General features: G+C 69.8%; 12 protein-coding genes and 2 pseudogenes. 6 read left to right on the forward strand and 8 right to left on the reverse strand.

The window, feature by feature from the left end; translation table 11 throughout:
* Nucleotides 1-22 precede the first annotated feature (22 nt).
* Nucleotides 23-1,633 (reverse strand): cell wall-binding repeat-containing protein, encoded by a 1,611-nt coding sequence (locus tag QFZ29_RS13940; protein ID WP_306894647.1) that lies wholly within the window; start codon nt 1,631-1,633, stop codon nt 23-25.
* A 194-nt stretch (nt 1,634-1,827) separates the two neighbouring features.
* On the opposite strand from QFZ29_RS13940, the gene QFZ29_RS13945 reads away from it, so the two are divergent.
* On the forward strand, nt 1,828-2,790 hold the full coding sequence (locus tag QFZ29_RS13945; RefSeq protein WP_306894648.1) for an EamA family transporter: 963 nt from the start codon (nt 1,828-1,830) through the stop codon (nt 2,788-2,790).
* 59 nt (nt 2,791-2,849) lie between these two features.
* Entirely contained in the window at nt 2,850-3,548 is a 699-nt protein-coding gene (locus QFZ29_RS13950) for an alpha/beta fold hydrolase (protein ID WP_306894649.1), read from the forward strand.
* A 78-nt stretch (nt 3,549-3,626) separates the two neighbouring features.
* Here QFZ29_RS13950 and ypfJ read toward each other — a convergent pair.
* The 4 genes and pseudogenes from ypfJ to QFZ29_RS13975 form a co-directional block, all read right to left on the reverse strand.
* Nucleotides 3,627-4,507: pseudogene (gene ypfJ, locus QFZ29_RS20480) on the reverse strand (KPN_02809 family neutral zinc metallopeptidase).
* A gap of 306 nt (nt 4,508-4,813) precedes the next feature.
* Nucleotides 4,814-5,770 (reverse strand): annotated as a pseudogene (gene pip / locus QFZ29_RS13965) (prolyl aminopeptidase); the annotation flags it as partial.
* A gap of 35 nt (nt 5,771-5,805) precedes the next feature.
* A complete protein-coding gene (locus tag QFZ29_RS13970) occupies nt 5,806-6,471 on the reverse strand; it encodes a hypothetical protein (RefSeq protein ID WP_306894652.1) in 666 nt (221 codons plus the stop codon).
* A gap of 46 nt (nt 6,472-6,517) precedes the next feature.
* Nucleotides 6,518-6,991 (reverse strand): DUF6220 domain-containing protein, encoded by a 474-nt coding sequence (locus QFZ29_RS13975; protein WP_306894653.1) that lies wholly within the window; start codon nt 6,989-6,991, stop codon nt 6,518-6,520.
* A gap of 268 nt (nt 6,992-7,259) precedes the next feature.
* On the opposite strand from QFZ29_RS13975, the gene QFZ29_RS13980 reads away from it, so the two are divergent.
* Together QFZ29_RS13980 and QFZ29_RS13985 are read left to right on the forward strand one after the other, a co-directional pair.
* Nucleotides 7,260-8,270, forward strand: a complete 1,011-nt coding sequence (locus QFZ29_RS13980) for a malate dehydrogenase (RefSeq protein WP_306894654.1) — start codon at nt 7,260-7,262, stop codon at nt 8,268-8,270.
* 29 nt (nt 8,271-8,299) lie between these two features.
* Nucleotides 8,300-8,473: an HPP family protein gene (locus QFZ29_RS13985; RefSeq protein WP_306894655.1), complete on the forward strand. Its 174-nt coding sequence runs from the start codon at nt 8,300-8,302 to the stop codon at nt 8,471-8,473.
* On the opposite strand, the gene QFZ29_RS13990 is transcribed toward QFZ29_RS13985, so the two are convergent.
* On the reverse strand, nt 8,470-9,297 hold the full coding sequence (locus tag QFZ29_RS13990; RefSeq protein WP_306894656.1) for a TetR/AcrR family transcriptional regulator: 828 nt from the start codon (nt 9,295-9,297) through the stop codon (nt 8,470-8,472). The two genes, QFZ29_RS13985 and QFZ29_RS13990, sit on opposite strands and share 4 nt — an antisense overlap.
* A 76-nt stretch (nt 9,298-9,373) precedes the next feature.
* On the opposite strand from QFZ29_RS13990, the gene QFZ29_RS13995 reads away from it, so the two are divergent.
* Together QFZ29_RS13995 and QFZ29_RS14000 are read left to right on the forward strand one after the other, a co-directional pair.
* A complete protein-coding gene (locus QFZ29_RS13995) occupies nt 9,374-10,405 on the forward strand; it encodes an ATP-binding cassette domain-containing protein (RefSeq protein ID WP_306894657.1) in 1,032 nt (343 codons plus the stop codon).
* A complete protein-coding gene (locus QFZ29_RS14000; protein WP_306894658.1) occupies nt 10,402-11,226 on the forward strand; it encodes an ABC transporter permease in 825 nt (274 codons plus the stop codon). The genes QFZ29_RS13995 and QFZ29_RS14000 overlap by 4 nt, the downstream gene beginning before the upstream one ends.
* Before the next feature lie 55 nt (nt 11,227-11,281).
* Here the strand turns inward: QFZ29_RS14000 and QFZ29_RS14005 are convergent, their stop codons facing one another.
* Entirely contained in the window at nt 11,282-13,450 is a 2,169-nt protein-coding gene (locus QFZ29_RS14005; protein WP_306894659.1) for an acyl-CoA dehydrogenase family protein, read from the reverse strand.
* Between the two features lie 280 nt (nt 13,451-13,730).
* Nucleotides 13,731-15,779: a DNA helicase RecQ gene (gene recQ / locus QFZ29_RS14010; RefSeq protein WP_306894660.1), complete on the reverse strand. Its 2,049-nt coding sequence runs from the start codon at nt 15,777-15,779 to the stop codon at nt 13,731-13,733.
* Between the last annotated feature and the right edge of the window lie 162 nt (nt 15,780-15,941).

Genomic DNA, 15,941 nt, shown 5'->3' on the forward strand with positions numbered 1-15,941 from the left:
GTTCTGCGCGCCCCCGGAACCGTCAGCAGGGAATCAGGTTCATCACGTCATCGCTCAGCGACGGCTCGCCACCGAGGAGGACCAGGTCGCGCACGTGCAGGCGGCCGATCTCCTCGAGCACCTCCAGCGGAACGCAGACCTGGGGAACGAGATAGATCGGGGCGAACCACGATCCCGCGAGAGCGGCACCCGCGAGGGCGTCGGGGAACGAGTACCCCGTGGCGAGGAATGCCGCGTCGGCGAGCGGGAACGACTTCTGGTTCGTGATCAGCGACGTGGCGAAGCGGTCGGCGCCGTTCCGGCGATACGACTCGAGGATGAAGGGGAGCTCGTCGATGCTCTTCTTCAGGCCGGCAGACACGCTCGGTTCACCACCGGCGATGACGACCTTCTCGATGTCGAGCTCGTCGAGCAACGTCTTCGTCCCGGAGTCGACCGTGCTCAGCCCGCCGTTCACGAGGATGACCGGGGCGTACTCGTTCGCTGCAGCCGGAGCGGCCGAGAGCGCGTCGGGGAAGTTCATCCCGGTCGCGAGGTATGCCGTGCGGTTGTCGCTGCCGCCCCAGAAGTAATCCGCGACCAAGCGCGACGTCTCGAAGCGGTCCGCGCCATTGAAACGGATCACGTCAGTCGTGTATCCCCGCAGCTGGTTCTCGACCTGAATCGAGACCGACGGCGTACCGCCCACGATATAGATCGTCGTCGGCGCGAGGCGAGCGAGCTCCGCCATCACCGAATCGGTCATCCCGGCGGGCATCGTCAGCAGGATCGGCGCGCCGATGCGTGCCGCCGCAGGACCCGCACTGAGCGCGTCGGGGAAGTCCATGCCGTTGACGATGAAGACCTCATCACTGCCCTGCTGATACCCGGCCTGCGAGATCTGCACCGAAGTGGCGAACCGGTCGGCACCGAAGAGCCGACTCATCCAGACGCCACCCGGACCGACCGTCGCATCGAATCCCGTGAGCTGCTGATCAGCAGCCACTTCCACCGGCGTACTCGCGAAGATGAAGTCCGAGTCCTCCCAATAGACGGTGGAGACGAGCGCCTGGTCGCTCGGGTCACCGAAGCGCAGCGTGTACGTTCCCGCCGGAAGACCCGGGATCGTGTAGGCGCCGTTCGCATCGGCGACCGCGCGGTAGCCGAAGCGCTCGTACTCGCCCGTCCCGTAGTCGTACAGGAAGACGGCTGCCGCAGCCTGCGGGTTGGTGCTCTCGGCGAAGCTGATCACGCCCGAGAGCGTCGAACCGATCTCGAGTTGCGCGTTGAGACCGGTGAGCGGCACGGCGCCGACTTCGACGATCTGGGACTGCGCCTCATACGGCGTATTGCCCAGCCACGTGGCTGCAGAGTTGGCGCCGCAGCAGTTGTTCGATTCGAAGTGGATGCGATAGCGGCCCGGTTGGGCGTACAGGGTGAAGGCGCCGCCGTCGCTGCTGGGAGTGGAGTACGCGATGTCGCCTGAGCCGGAGAGGCTGTAGAGGGAGACCTGGATTCCTGGTTGCGGCGCGTAGCCCCCTCCGCCGAGCTCGGCGGTGACGACGCCCTGCAGGCTGACGCTGTCAGCCGCACTGGCGGGCGCCGCGGTCGCGGCGACGAGGAACCCGGCCGCGAGCAGGGGTGAGAGCACCATCGCCGTCAGCCTGCGCGCGATGGAGGGAAGTGTTCGGGTCAAGGGGTCTCCTGTTCAGATGTAGGGCTGGGCCGATCCTATGAGCAAAGCAACCATCCGCGCTTGACCCCCCGAACGGGGCGGGCAAGCGGTTGTCTGGCTGATCATCACGACACACTTCACAGCCAACCGCCGGATTGTGTAACAATATGGCCATGCCTTTCGTGCTCTTCGTGCTGCTCGCAGCGGCCTGCTTCGGCACGACCGGAACGGCGCAAGCGCTCGGGCCCGAGGCGAGCGCTGAGTCCGTCGGCGCAGCGCGCATCCTCATCGGCGGCGGCGGGCTCGCGGCCGTCGCCCTGATCCTTCACTTCGCCGGGGGTCGGCGGAACGGCGCGACCGGGACATCCGCCGCGCCGACGCTCGGCGTCGCCCGGGTCGCGACCCTCGCGAGCCCGGGCGGGCGCCTGCCGTGGTGGCTCCTCGTCGCGATCGGCGCCCTGGGCGTGCTCGCCTACCAGCCGGCGTTCTTCGCGGGCACCGCGGCGAACGGCGTCGCGGTCGGCACCGTCGTCGCCCTCGGCTCCGCACCGGTCATCACCGGTGCACTCGATTGGGCGCTGCGCCGCCGCTACCCCGGCCACCGCTGGCTCGTCGCCACGGTGATCGCGACCGTGGGCGTCGCGATCCTCGCTGCAGCGACCTCGCCGGGCGATGCCGCTGCCGAGCCCACCGGCCTCCTCGCCTCGCTCGGCGCGGGCGCCTCGTACGCCGTCTACACGCTCGCCGCCAAGGCGCTCCTCGATCGGGGCTGGAGCGCGACCGGCAGTATGGGGGCCCTCTTCGGCACCGCGGCGGTCGCAAGTCTCCCTCTCCTGCTGACGACGGATGCCGCGTGGCTCGCGACCGGCCCGGGGCTCGCCATGGCGCTCTGGCTCGGGCTCGTCGCGACCACCCTGGCGTACGTGCTCTTCGGCATCGGACTCAACGAACTCGCGCCCGCCACCGTCTCGACGCTCACGCTCGCCGAGCCCCTGACGGCCGGGATCCTCGGCGTCGCGCTCCTCGGCGAGACCCTCTCCGCGGGAGCGGTCATCGGGCTCGTCGTGCTCTCGGCGGGCATCCTCGTGCTCGCCGCCTCCGGTACCCGTCGTACCCCTGTGCCGTCCCCGACCTGACGAGCGCCGGGCGCCCGCGTGCCGAGGCGAGTGTCGGTCGGCGGCGCTAGCGTCGCACCATGGATGTCATGCTCATTCCCGGTTTCTGGCTTGACGCGTCCTCGTGGCAGCAGGTGACCCCGCTCCTCGAAGAAGCCGGCCACCGCGTGCATCCCCTCACCCTGCCGGGGCTCGAGTCCGTCGACGCCGATCGCTCGAGCATCGGCCTGCGCGATCATGTCGACGCGGTCGTGGCCGCCGTCGATGCACTCGAGGGCGAGGTCGTGCTCGTCGGGCACTCCGGCGGCGGCGCGATCGCACACGGCGTCGCCGACGCCCGGCCCGACCGCATCGCACGTGTCGTCTACGTCGACGCCGGTCCGCTCGGCGAGGGCAACGCGATCAACGCCGAACTGCCCATCGAGGGGCACGACGTTCCGTTGCCCGGCTGGTCGGAGTTCTCCGACGAAGACCTCGTCGATCTCACCGACGACCTGCGCGAGTCGTTCCGCGCGCGGGCGATCCCCGAGCCGGCTCGCGTGGCGACCGACCCGATGGAGCTGAGCGACGAACGCCGCTTCGACGTGCCCATCACGGTCATCGCCTGCGAGTTCCCGAGCTCGATGCTCACCGAGTGGATCGCCGCCGGCAGCCCGTTCACGCTCGAACTCGCGAAGGTGAAGCACGTCGACTACGTCGACCTGCCCACGGGGCACTGGCCCCAGTTCACGAAGCCGGTTCAGCTTGGGCAGGCTATCGTCGCGGCGATCGGGCGGTAAGGCTCCCTGCCGGCTCCACGCGAGACGGGCCGGCCTCTGGTGCGCGCTGCTCCGCGTCACCCCGGCTGGCGAGCTTGATCAGAGTGCCGAGCCGTCGACAGCGAAGGTGTCGCACGCGCCGGCTCCCTGGTCGAAGCCCGTCTCGAACCACCGCACGCGTTGCTCGCTCGTGCCGTGCGTGAAGGTATGCGGCGAGACCTGGCCTTGCGTGGCCTCCTGGATGCGGTCGTCTCCGACGGCGGCCGCCGCGTCGAGAGCACTCGTGTACTGCTCCGGCGTGATCTCCTGCAGGAACGGCACGCCGCTCTCGTCGGGCACGGTCGACGCGTCGGCTGCCCACGCCCCGGCGAAGCAATCGGCCTGCAGCTCGACGCGCACGGCGTTCGACGTCGGCCCCGTCTGGCCGTCTTGGGAGCGCTCGAGTATGCCCGCGATGTTCTGCACGTGGTGGCCCCACTCGTGCGCGATCACGTACATCTCGGCGAGCGGTCCGCCGCTCGAACCGAATCGGCTGCGGAGCTCGTCGTAGAACGTCACGTCGATGTAGATGGTCTGGTCGGGCGGGCAGTAGAACGGACCTGTCGCCGACGACGCCCCGCCGCATCCCGTATTCACTGCACCATCGAAGAGCGCCAGGTCGCGGGGGGGCCGGCATAGGCGAGCCCGATCTCCGGGCCGCCCTGCTGCGACCAGTACGCCTCGAGCGAGGCGGAAGCGCCCTTCATGCGGCACTCGATGTTCTCGTTCGCGTCGGCACCCGTGAGGCACTGCTCGAGCGACGAGTCGGTCGTGGCAGGCTGACCGCCGCCACCCACCAGGCCCGACAGGTCGACGCCGAGGAGCTGCGAGAGCAGGAACAATGCGACCACACCGAGCCCGCCGCCGACGGCGATTCCCGTGTTCCGGCCGCGCTTGGAAGCCTTGCCGCCGCCGATGTCGGCGTTCGGGTTGAACGTCATGGATCGACGCTACTCCGGCGCGTCGTCCTGACGCAGCCCCTTGCCTATGGCGTCGTGGGCGTGCTCGCGGTCGCCGTCATCGCTCTGCTCGCGGTCGCCGTCATCGACGCCAGCGCTATCGCCAGCGTCGTCGTGATCGCCGTGCTCGTGGTCGCCGTCATCGCCAGCGCCAGCGTCGTCGTTATCGCGATCGTCTCCGCGCTCGCCGCCGTCGTCGTCGCCGAAGTCGCCGCCCTCATCGCCGTCGTCATCGTCGTCGTCGCCATCGCCGTCGCGGTCGTCGTCGTCATACTCGTCGTCGCGGGGAGCGCCCGAGAAGCGGTCGGTGGCCTCGATGAGTGCGTCGAGGATCCCCGGCTCGTCGAAGGCGTGCCCGGCGTCGGCGATGATGCGCAGGTCGGCTTCGGGCCAGGCTCGGTGCAGGTCCCACGCGGTCATCGCGGGCGTGCACATGTCGTATCGTCCCTGCACGATGACGGCCGGGATGTCGGTGAGGCGCGTGGCATCCCGAATCAACTGCCCGTCCTCCCACCAGCCGCCGTGCCGGAAGTAGTGGTTCTCGATCCGGGCGAACGCCGTCGCGAACTCGGGGGTCGTGAATCGTGCGATCGTGTCGGCTTGCGGCAGGAGCGTGATCGTCGAGGCCTCCCAGCGCGCCCAGGCCGCTGCGGCCGGCTCGTGCACCTCCGGATTCGGATTCTTCAAGAGGCGCGCGTAGGCCTCGATGAGGTGCCCGCGTTCGAGCAGGGGAACGGGGGCGATGAAGTCCTCCCAGAGATCGGGGTACACCGCCGATGCGCCGCCTTCGTAGAACCAGTCGAGCTCCTGGCGGCGCAAGGTGAAGATGCCGCGCAGCACGAGCTCCGTCACTCGCTCGGGGTGCGTCTGGGCGTAGGCGAGGCCCAGGGCGCTTCCCCACGAGCCGCCGAACACGAGCCAGCGGTCGATGCTGAGGTGCTCGCGCAGTCGCTCCATGTCGGCGACGAGGTGCCAGGTCGTGTTCGCCGAGAGGTCGGCCTCAGGTTCGCTCGCGTGCGGGATCGAGAGTCCGCAGCCGCGCTGGTCGAAGAGCACGATCCGGTACTGCTCTGGGTCGAAGAGCCGCCGGTGCTCGGGCGTCGTGCCGGCACCGGGGCCACCGTGCAGAAACACCGCCGGCTTGCCCGACAGATTTCCGGAGATCTCCCAATAGATGTGCTGTCCGTCGCCGACGTCGAGCATGCCTGTCTCAAGCGGCTCGATCTCGGGATACAACTCGCGCATGCCTCAGGGTAGGCGTAGCGACGGATGCCGCGTCGCTACGCCACGCGCAAACGAGCGACGCGGCATCCGATGACGATCCACCACACGGGGTAGAGCAGCCAGCACGGCACGCCGATCGCACCGGCCAGGCTGTAGGAGGCGACCTGGGCGACGGAAGCTTCGGGCAGCGCAGCGCCGGCCAGGGCGATCACCACCGCCGCAACGAGCGCGATGCCCATGATCCGACCCCACTTCGCGACGGCGGGCGGAAGCGCACCCGTCTGCAGGCCGACCGTGGAGGCCATCGCGAGCCATGCGTAGATGACCGCCACGGCGGGCAGGGACAGAGCGAGCTGCACGTCGAATCCGACGGCGCCCGCGAGCAGCAGCACCGTCGCGAGCGCGATCACGGCGACGGCGACGATGAAGACGACCGTCATCGCACGCAGCGATCGACTCCTCGGCAGGACGGCCACCAGGCTGGTCGCGGCGAGCGCGTGCGCGGGCGCGAACACGACGCCCGTCACGTCGTTCGCGGGCGCGAGCCAGGACCACTCGCTCCCGCTCTCGCTCATCGGAGGTCCGAGCGCGGAGAAGAACACGAGGAAGAGCACCCCGAGACAGCCACCGGCTCCCGCGACGAGCGCCCACAGGCGCAGTCGCGAGAGCGCCCGGCGATCAGCCGCCGCGTCGCTGCCCGGCGCGTGGACCTGGCGTGTCATTCCGGCTCGTTCCCGGCGGTGCGACCGCGCCGGAACGCCGGCCCCGTCATGGCGACGACGACGGCACGGCCTCAGGCTCCTCGTCCGGGGTCGTTGCGCGGGCCGGAGTCGAGAACGCGAGCCGCTTCGACCGACGCAGCACGATCGTCGACACCCACAGGATCGCGAGACCGTTGATCGCGTGGAAGCCCAGCATGATCGTTCCCGACATGGTGACATGCCCGTCGGGCGGCGGCGTGCTTCCGGTGAGCAGGCCGGTGAGGATGAACAGCACCGTCTGGAAGAGCAGCAGTCCGAGCGCCAGGAACGTGAGTCCGATCGTTCCGCGGCCCGCTCTCGCAAGCGCCGCGGAGATGATCCACAGGATGATGAGCACCGGGAGCACCATCCGGCCGTTCGTGCCGTGGATGGCGGACAGTTCGTCTTCCGGTTCACTGAACACGCCGATGGCGGCGAAGTAGAACTGCACGACGACGGCGAGCACGACGAGCCCGCTGAGAACGAAGAACACCTTGCGCATTTTCGGCTCCAATGACGAAAAGCGGAGGCGGTGGTTGCTCCTGTGCCGCGCCCCCGGGACGGACGAGGAGATGTCGCGAGTCAGTCGCACTGGTGGGTGCGTGGTTCTGACTCGTTCAGGCTTGCGTTCGGTTCAGGGCAAACCTAGAGCAGACCGTGCCCACCGCGGAAGCACCCCGATCAGGTGACGCGAACGAACACGATCGTGACCGGAGTGCAGCCCTTCGCACAGCTCTGAGGCCCGGCACGCAGCGGCGTAGGCTCGGAGCATGAGCCGCACACCGGTCACGATCACCATCACTGGCGCAGGCGGGCAGATCGGCTATGCCCTGCTCTTCCGCATCGCCTCCGGCGCGATGCTCGGGCCCGAGACATCCGTGCGCCTGAACCTCCTCGAGATCCCGCAGGGCGTGCGAGCGGCCGAAGGCGCCGCACTCGAACTCCAGGACTCCGCCTTCCCGCTGCTCTCGCACGTCGACGTCTACGACGATGCCGCCGCGGCATTCTCGGGCGCGAACATCGGACTGCTCGTCGGCGCCCGGCCGCGCACCGCCGGCATGGAGCGGGGCGACCTGCTCGCCGCGAACGGGGGCATCTTCGGCCCGCAGGGCGAGGCGATCAACGCCGGGGCCGCCGACGACATCCGCATCGTGGTGGTCGGCAACCCGGCGAATACGAACGCGCTCATCGCGGCGGCGCATGCTCCGGATGTCCCGGCCGAGCGCTTCACCGCCCTCACCCGCCTCGACCACAACCGCGCCCTCGGCCAGCTCGCCGAGGCGCTCGACACTCCCGTCGCCGAGCTGCGCCGGGTGACGATCTGGGGCAACCATTCAGCGACCCAGTTCCCCGACGTCGCCCACGCGACGGCCGCGGGCGACCCGGTGACGGCGCTGCTCGCGGCGCGCTTCGGCGGGCCCGATGGGGCACAGGCATGGCTCGTCGACGAGTTCATCCCGCGGGTTGCGAAGCGCGGTGCCGAGATCATCGAGGTGCGCGGCTCGTCATCGGTGGCATCGGCGGCGGCAGCGACGATCGACCACGTGCGCGACTGGGTCGCCGGCACCCCCGATGGCTGGACGAGCGCGGCGGTCGTCTCCGACGGCTCCTACGGCGTGCCTGAAGGGCTCGTCTGCTCGTTCCCGGTCGAGTCGGTCGATGGTGTCTGGCAGATCGTGCAGGGGCTCGACGTCGACGACTTCGCGCGGCAGCGCATCGCGGCATCCGTCGCCGAGCTCGAAGACGAGCGCGAGGCCGTTCGCGGGCTCGGCCTCATCTGACCGGCAGGCGATCGACCTAGGCTTGGGGGATGGCCGACTCCTCCCCCAACGCCCGTCGCACGCAGCTCATCGTCGGACTCGTCGTGGGGGCGATCGTCGGCGTCGGCGTGAGCCTGTGGACAGGGTTCTGGCTCTGGCTGGCAGCCGGGCTCGTCGTCGGGCTTGCCACGGGCGCCCTCATGAAGCCGCCGCCGACGAGTTAGTCGAGGCGCGCTTCGCCGGCACGCGTTTCGCCGGCACGCGTTTTGCCGGCACGCGTTTCGCCGACGTCGGCGATATACGACTCGATGCCGTCGATGATGCGCGCGAGTCCGAACTCGAAGGCACGTGCCGGGTCGGCGGCTGCGGCGTACGCCTCGCCCGCCGCCTGTCCGACGCGTCCCGAGATCTCGTACCGACCCGGCTCCATGACCTGCTCGAGGATCGGGGCGTTGCGCTCCCACCACTCCTGGTCGCTCTCGTCGGTCGCGCGCAGGAGCCGCTCGGCATCGACGAAGGCACGCGCCGGGCCCGACACGTACCCGACCACGAGCGTGATGACCTGGTCCATGTCGAGATCAGTGAGCCCGAGACCCTCGATGGCCGTGAGTGCCCACTCCCAGCGGTCCGACACGTTCGGCCCGAGCGGAGGGCGACTCGTGTCGATCGTGAGCAGCCACGGGTGGCGCAGGTAGTCGCGCCACTGGATTCGGGCGATGCGCTCGAGGCGCTCGCGCGATGAACCGGTGTGCGGCGGCAACTCCTGCTCCCCCGCGACCTGGTCGAACATGAGGTCGATGAGCTCGGCCTTGCCCGGCACGTAGGTGTAGACCGACATGGGCTTGAGCCCGAGCCGGTCGGCGATGCGCCGCATCGACACCGCCTCGATGCCCTCTTCGTCGGCGAGCTGGATGGCGGTGCTCACGACCTCGTCGACGCTCGATCGCTGCTTCGGCCCCCGCGAGCCGGTGGGCTCGCCGAGCCGATCGCGCCACAGCAGCGCGAGCGTTCGGTCAGGCTCGCCACGGCCCGTCGATTCGGTCGACATCGGGCTAGTCTACTTTCTCCATATGGTGTACGGTGTCACTCGGAATAATTCCGTACGCCGTACGTTAAGGAGAACGATGACTCCACGAAACTCGACACCGACCCGCCCGCAGGCCGCACCCGGCTCGCCCACCGCACTCAGCTCGACCGGACTCCGGAAGCACTACGGCCGCTCGCTCGCACTCGACGGCTTCGACCTCGAGATCGCCCGCGGCACCGTGCACGGCCTGCTCGGCCCGAACGGGGCCGGCAAGACCACGGCCGTGCGCTGCCTCACCACCCTCAGCTCGATCGACGAGGGCACCGCGAGTATCGACGGCATCGACATACGGCAGCAGCCCGCCCTCGTGCGCGAGCGCATCGGCCTCGTCGGCCAGTTCCACGCCGTCGACGAATGCGCTCACGGCTCGCCAGAACCTCGTGCTGTTCGCGAGGCTCAGCGGGGGCTCTCCAAGGCTCGCGCCCGGTCGCGCGCCGACGAACTCCTCGAGTCGTTCCAGTTGACGGATGCCGCCGACCGCGCGGTCTCCGGATTATCGGGCGGCATGCGACGGCGCCTCGACATCTCCGCGAGCCTCGTGCTCACCCCGGCGATGCTCTTCCTCGACGAGCCGACGACCGGACTCGACCCTCGCGGTCGCGCCACGGTCTGGCAGGCCGTGCGCGAGATCGCCGCAGCGGGCACGACCGTGCTGCTCACGACGCAATACCTCGACGAGGCCGACCAGCTCGCGAGCCGCATCTCGATGATGGACCACGGCCGGGTCGTCGCCGAGGGCTCCCCCAGCGAACTCAAGCGACGGCTCGGCGGCGACCGGGTCGACGCGGTGATCGCCGACGCCACGCTGCTCGCCCAGGCGGCCGACGTGATCGGCCGCGTCGCGGCGGCTGCGGCATCCGTCGACCCCGACACTCGCACGATCACCGTCGAGGTCGCCGACGGCGCGAAGGCGCTCACCCCGATCGTGCGTGAGCTCGATCTCGCGGGCATCGCGATCGACGACCTCGCCCTGCGGCGGCCGACGCTCGACGAGGTGTTCCTGCACCTCACCGGGCAACCCGGCGCCGCGGATGCCGCGCCGCAACCAGCACACGAGGAGGCACGATGACGACCATCACCCACGCCCCGGGCGAGACGCGAGACCGACGGCCGAACGCTCTGAGGGAGGGCTGGCTGATCGCCGGCCGCGACGTGCTGCACTGGGTGCGCGAGCCGTGGGGCCTCATCTTCGGCCTGGCGTTCAACGTCATGCTGCTGCTCATGTTCGGATTCCTCTTCGGCGGCGCGATCGACGTGCCGGGCGGCGGCGACTACATCGCCTTCCTCCTGCCGGGCATGTTCGCGCTCACGATGCTCTTCGGGCTCGAGAGCACGATGACGGCAATGGCGGAGGACGCGAAGCGCGGCATCACCGATCGGTTCCGCTCCCTGCCGCTCTCGAGCGCGTCGGTCGCCCTCGGCCGCGCGGTCGCCGACCTCGCGTCGTCGGCGCTGAGCCTCGGGGTGCTGATGATCGGCGGTCTCCTCATCGGCTGGCGGCCGACCACGGGGCCCGCAGAGATCGCGCTCGCGGTCGTGCTGCTGCTCTGGCTGCGGTTCGCGCTGCTCTGGCTCGGCATCTACCTCGGGCTGACCTTCCGGGGCACGGGCGCGACGACGGCGGTGCAGGTGCTCGTCTGGCCGATCGGATTCCTCTCAACGGTGTTCGTGTCGGCCGAGACGATGCCCGGCTGGCTCGGAACCGTCGCCGAGTGGAATCCCGTCTCTGCCGCCGCGACGGCGACCCGGGAGCTCTTCGGCAATCCCACGGGCGTGACGAGCGGGTGGCTGGCCGAGAACGCGGTGCTGGCGGCATCCGTGTGGCCGCTCGTGATCACCCTCGTGTTCCTGCCGCTCGCGGCGGCGGCCTATCGCGGCTTGCGCCGGTGATGCAGCGGTGGTCGAGTAGCGCCGCGCGAAGCGGACGCTACTCGACCACTGGCGGTTACTTCTTCGACTTCTCGGGAACGGGAAGCGTGCCCGCGGCACGCTGCGCCGCGTAGTACGCGCGCGCCTCGTCTTGACGCTCCTGCTCGGCACCCGACGCGATCTTCGCGCGCAAGTGCTCGGGGCGGTAGCCGAACGCGTCGACGAGGTCTTGCGCGTGCGGGCGCAGCCGCTCGATGAGCCGGTCGATGTACGCAGTGACGGCTTGTGCGCGCTGCGGCGAGAGCCGGCCGTTGATCAGGTACCACGCGAGGTGCTTCTCCATGAGGCCGAGCCCGAACAGGTCGCGCACCCACGTGAGCACTTGCTTCGTCCCCGCATCGGTCGTGTGCTCGAGGGCCCGCGTGAACGCCTCCCACTGGAGCAGCTCGGCGTGCGCCCGCGCGGCTTCGATGAGCTCGTTCTGGTTGCGGTTGAAGACCGCCGCGGCATCCGACTTCGGCAGCTTTCGCGCCTCTCGCAGGCGACCGGCGATGTCGCCGATCATCGCCTCGACACGGTCGGTGAGCAGCTCGCGCTGCGTGTTCGTGTCGCGGAGCTCGGCGACCGAACGGGCGGTCGAACCGAAGTCGGCGATCGTCTGCGCCAGGCGGCGCAAGCCGGTGCCGTGGTAGGCGCGGTCGGCCGTCTGCTGCACGACATAGCGGGCCATGACGCCGGCATCCGCATTCGCGAACTGCTTCGAGTAGTCGGTGAGCAGGCGCTTGGCCACGAGCTGCAGCAGCACGTTGTTGTCGCCCTCGAAGGTGACGTAGACGTCGAGGTCTTGACGCAGGCCGACGATGCGGTTCTCGGCGAGGAAGCCGGCGCCGCCACTTGCCTCGCGCGCCTCCTGGAGCGTCTCGAGGGCGTGCCAGGTGGACAGCGGCTTGAGCGCCGCCGCGATCGTCTCGAGGTCCTGGCGGTCGTCGTCGGTGTCGGCCTTGCCGGAGAACACCTCGTCGAACTTCACGAGGAACTCGTCGTGCGCGAAGATCTGCGCGTACGTCGTGGCGAGCTTCGGGATCAGCCGGCGCTGGTGGCGCTGGTAGTCGAGCAGCACCTCTTCGTCGGTGTCGCTGCCCGCGGTGAACTGGCGGCGCTGGTTGCCGTAGGTGATCGCGATCGTGAGCGCCATCGCCGCAGCGCTCGTCGCGGCGCCGTCGAGCGACACGCGACCCTGCACGAGCGTGCCGAGCATCGTGAAGAAGCGGCGGCCCGAGCTGGCGATCGGGCTCGAGTAGGTGCCATCTTCGCCGACGTCGCCGTAGCGGTTCAACAGGTTCACGCGGGGCACGCGCACGTCGGAGAAGTGCAGGCGGCCGTTGTCGATGCCGTTGAGGCCGCCCTTCAGACCGTCGTCTTCGCCGCCGATGCCCGGCAGGAAGCCGCCGTCGGCGTCGCGCAGCGGCACGTAGAAGGCGTGCACGCCGTGGTTCACGCCCTTCGTGATGAGCTGCGCGAAGACCACCGCCGCGGTGCCGTGGAGTGCCGCGTTGCCGAGGTAGTCCTTCCAGGCGCCGCGGAACGGGGTGTTGATGACGAACTCCTGCGTCACCTCGTCGTAGGTGGCCGTGGTGCCGATCGCCGCGACATCCGAGCCGTGACCCGTCTCGGTCATCGCGAACGCGCCGGGCACCTCGAGCGTCATGATGTCGGGCAGGAAGGTCTGGTGGTGGTACTCGGTGCCGAGGTGCAACACCGCTGCGCCGAAGAGGCCCCACTGCACGCCCGACTTGATCTGGAGGCTCGGGTCGGCGAGCACGAGCTCCTCGAACGCGGCGATGTTGCCGCCGTGGTCGTCGTGGCCGCCGAGCGACGTCGGGAACGCGCGGTGCACCGCGCCATGTTCGACGAGGATCTTCAACTGCTGGAGCACGCGCTCGCGGTGCTCCTCCATCGACTGGCCCTCGATGCGCTGCAGGTCGGGGTGCGCGGCGCGCTCGCGCGCGACGAGGCGGAGGTCGGCCCAGGTGCCGAGCAATTGACGACTGAGCGCGGCGACGTCGACCTTCGGAGCTGCGGCTTGCGCGGCCGCCACCGTCGCCGGCGAGGGTGCAGGTGCAGGCGTGCCGGCTGCCGAACGGGTCGGCGTCGGGGCCGAGTCGACGGTGCCGGGAGTGTGGGCGGCGGGCTGGGTCGCCGACTCTGAGGTCTTCGAGGAAGTGCTGGGTGCCGTGTCAACCATCGTCGGTTTCGTCCTTCGTCTGCGGTCAGCTTCGTCTGCGGTCAGGCAGCGCCTGCGGTCAAGGCTCGCCTGCGGTCAAGGCTCGCCTGCGGTCAAGGCTCGCTTCCACGGTATGACCGCACCTCGCGCGCCCGAAACCGTGCGTCCCGGGCCTACAAACCGCGCCCTCGACCGCTCGGATGCGCCTGTCGAGACCCTACAAAGCCGAGTCGAGCCCACGTAGGACCATCGACAAGCGGATGCCGCCGCATCCGCTCACTGAAGGCTGTGCCGAACGTGATCAGGCCGCGGCGACGACCCGGATCAGTGCCTCGCCGTAGGCTTCGAGCTTCTTCGCTCCGATGCCGGTGATGCCGTCGAGTTCGGCGATGGCAGCGGGACGCGCTTGCGCGACGGCGCGAAGCGTGGCGTCGCCGAACACGATGTAGGCCGGCACTCCCTGCTCGCGCGCCTCACCCGCCCGCCACGCACGCAGCGCCTCGAACAGCTCGAGCTCGAGCGGGCTGAGATCTGCCGCCGCGGTGGCGGCTTTCGGACCGCGTGACCGGGTGATGCGTTCGGGTTCGGCGCGGAGTGCCACCTCGTGGCTGCCCGCGAGCACGGCGCCGGATGCCTCGGTGACCGTGAGCGTGCCGTACTCGCCGTGCGTGGCGAGCAGGCCCTGCGCGAGCAGCTGGCGCACGACGCTTCGCCACTGCTGTTCGCTGAGGTCTTGGCCGATGCCCCACGTGGTGAGCGAATCGTGGTCGTACTGGCGCGAGCGCGGCGTCTCTTTACCGCGCAGGATGTCGATGAGGTGCCCGGCGCCGAACTTCTGCCGGCGCTCACGCTGCAGGCGCACGATCGTGGACATGAGCTTCTGTGCCGGCACGGTGCCGTTCCACGAGGCGGGCGGCTCGAGGCACGTGTCGCAGTTGCCGCACGGCTGGCTCGGCTGGCCGAAGTAGCCGAGCAGGTTCTGGCGTCGACACTGCACGGTCTCGCAGAGCGCGAGCATCGCGTCGAGGTGGTGCGCCAGGCGGCGGCGATGCGCGAGGTCTCCGGGACTCTCGTCGATCATGCGGCGCTGCTGCACGACGTCTTGCAAGCCGTAGGCGAGCCAGGCGGTGGCCGGGGCGCCGTCGCGGCCGGCACGGCCCGTCTCCTGGTAGTAGCCCTCGACCGACTTCGGCAGGTCGATGTGCGCCACGAATCGAACGTCGGGCTTGTCGATGCCCATGCCGAACGCGATGGTCGCGACGATGACGACGCCGTCTTCGCGCAGGAACCGCTCTTGCGTGCGACGGCGGAGCGAAGCGTCGAGTCCGGCGTGATACGGCAGCGCGTTCACGCCGTTCGCTGCGAGGAAAGCTGCGGTCTTCTCGGTGGTGGCGCGGGAGAGGGCGTAGATGATGCCCGAGACCGGATTGCCTGCGGCATCCACACCCTCGCTGCGGACGAAGTCGAGCAGCTGCTTGCGTACCTCGAGCTTGGGCGCGATGCGGTACTGGATGTTGGGGCGGTCGAAGCTCGAGACGAAGTGCCTGGCCCCGCCGAGCGAGAGCCGGTCGGTGATCTCGCGGTGGGTGGCATCGGTGGCGGTGGCGGTGAGCGCGATGCGCGGCACGTCGGGCCAGCGCTCGGCGAGCTCGGAGAGCGCGAGGTAGTCGGGCCGGAAGTCGTGGCCCCATTGCGCGACGCAGTGCGCCTCGTCGATCGCGAAGAGCGCGACCTTGCCGCGCGCGAGGAGCTGCTTGGCCGACTCGGTGTTCAGGCGCTCGGGCGCGACGTAGAGGAGGTCGAGCTCGCCCGCGATGTAGGCGCGCTCGACGTCGGAGCGCTCGGCGGGCTGCTGGCTCGAATTGAGGTAGGCGGCCCGCACGCCGTTGCGAACGAGGGCGTCGACCTGGTCGTGCATGAGCGCGATGAGCGGCGAGACCACGATGCCGGTGCCCTCGCGGAGCAATGACGGGATCTGGTAGCAGAGACTCTTGCCGCCGCCGGTGGGCATGAGCACGACGGCGTCGCCGCCCGAGGTGACCTGCTCGATGATCTCGGCCTGCTCGCCGCGGAACGCGTCGTAGCCGAACACCGTGTGCAGCGCCTCGGCCGCCGTCGCGAAGCGGGCTGGGGCGACGCCGCCGGGCACCGTCGCGGTCGTGTTGCGAGCAGCGCCTTGCCCGGTGCCTCGCGGCGGCGGGGAACCGAAGCCGGCCCCGCTTTCGTTCGAGGCTGAGCCCGACCAGCCGTCGTCGGCGGGCGGAACCCAGTCGTCATCGGGCGGTGGCGCGAACTCGTCGGGATCCCAGGGGACCTCCTCGGCCGAGTCGGGCTGCGCGTTCGAGTTCACTCGTCGAGTGTAACGAGCGCCGCTGACGGACCGGCCCGCCCGGCCGCGGCTGGGCGGGGCCGATCGAGCGCAGCGACCAGTGGAGGACGAGTCATCCGGAGGCTTCACCGCCACTCCGAACCGGACGAGCTCGAGATTCGCTCGAGTCGAGACGCCGATGAG

Source organism: Agromyces albus (assembly GCF_030815405.1).
Taxonomy (GTDB): Bacteria; Actinomycetota; Actinomycetes; order Actinomycetales; family Microbacteriaceae; genus Agromyces; species Agromyces albus_A.

Bases quoted from the DNA above. Each gene is read 5' to 3' on its own strand.
- QFZ29_RS13975 (WP_306894653.1), bottom strand. From the start codon at position 6,991: ATGCGCAAGGTGTTCTTCGTTCTCAGCGGGCTCGTCGTGCTCGCCGTC.
- QFZ29_RS14005 (WP_306894659.1), bottom strand. From the start codon at position 13,450: ATGGTTGACACGGCACCCAGCACTTCCTCGAAGACCTCAGAGTCGGCG.
- QFZ29_RS13970 (WP_306894652.1), bottom strand. From the start codon at position 6,471: ATGACACGCCAGGTCCACGCGCCGGGCAGCGACGCGGCGGCTGATCGC.
- QFZ29_RS13980 (WP_306894654.1), top strand. From the start codon at position 7,260: ATGAGCCGCACACCGGTCACGATCACCATCACTGGCGCAGGCGGGCAG.
- QFZ29_RS13995 (WP_306894657.1), top strand. From the start codon at position 9,374: ATGACTCCACGAAACTCGACACCGACCCGCCCGCAGGCCGCACCCGGC.
- QFZ29_RS13985 (WP_306894655.1), top strand. From the start codon at position 8,300: ATGGCCGACTCCTCCCCCAACGCCCGTCGCACGCAGCTCATCGTCGGA.
- QFZ29_RS13990 (WP_306894656.1), bottom strand. From the start codon at position 9,297: ATGTCGACCGAATCGACGGGCCGTGGCGAGCCTGACCGAACGCTCGCG.
- QFZ29_RS13950 (WP_306894649.1), top strand. From the start codon at position 2,850: ATGGATGTCATGCTCATTCCCGGTTTCTGGCTTGACGCGTCCTCGTGG.
- QFZ29_RS13945 (WP_306894648.1), top strand. From the start codon at position 1,828: ATGCCTTTCGTGCTCTTCGTGCTGCTCGCAGCGGCCTGCTTCGGCACG.
- QFZ29_RS13940 (WP_306894647.1), bottom strand. From the start codon at position 1,633: ATGGTGCTCTCACCCCTGCTCGCGGCCGGGTTCCTCGTCGCCGCGACC.
- QFZ29_RS14000 (WP_306894658.1), top strand. From the start codon at position 10,402: ATGACGACCATCACCCACGCCCCGGGCGAGACGCGAGACCGACGGCCG.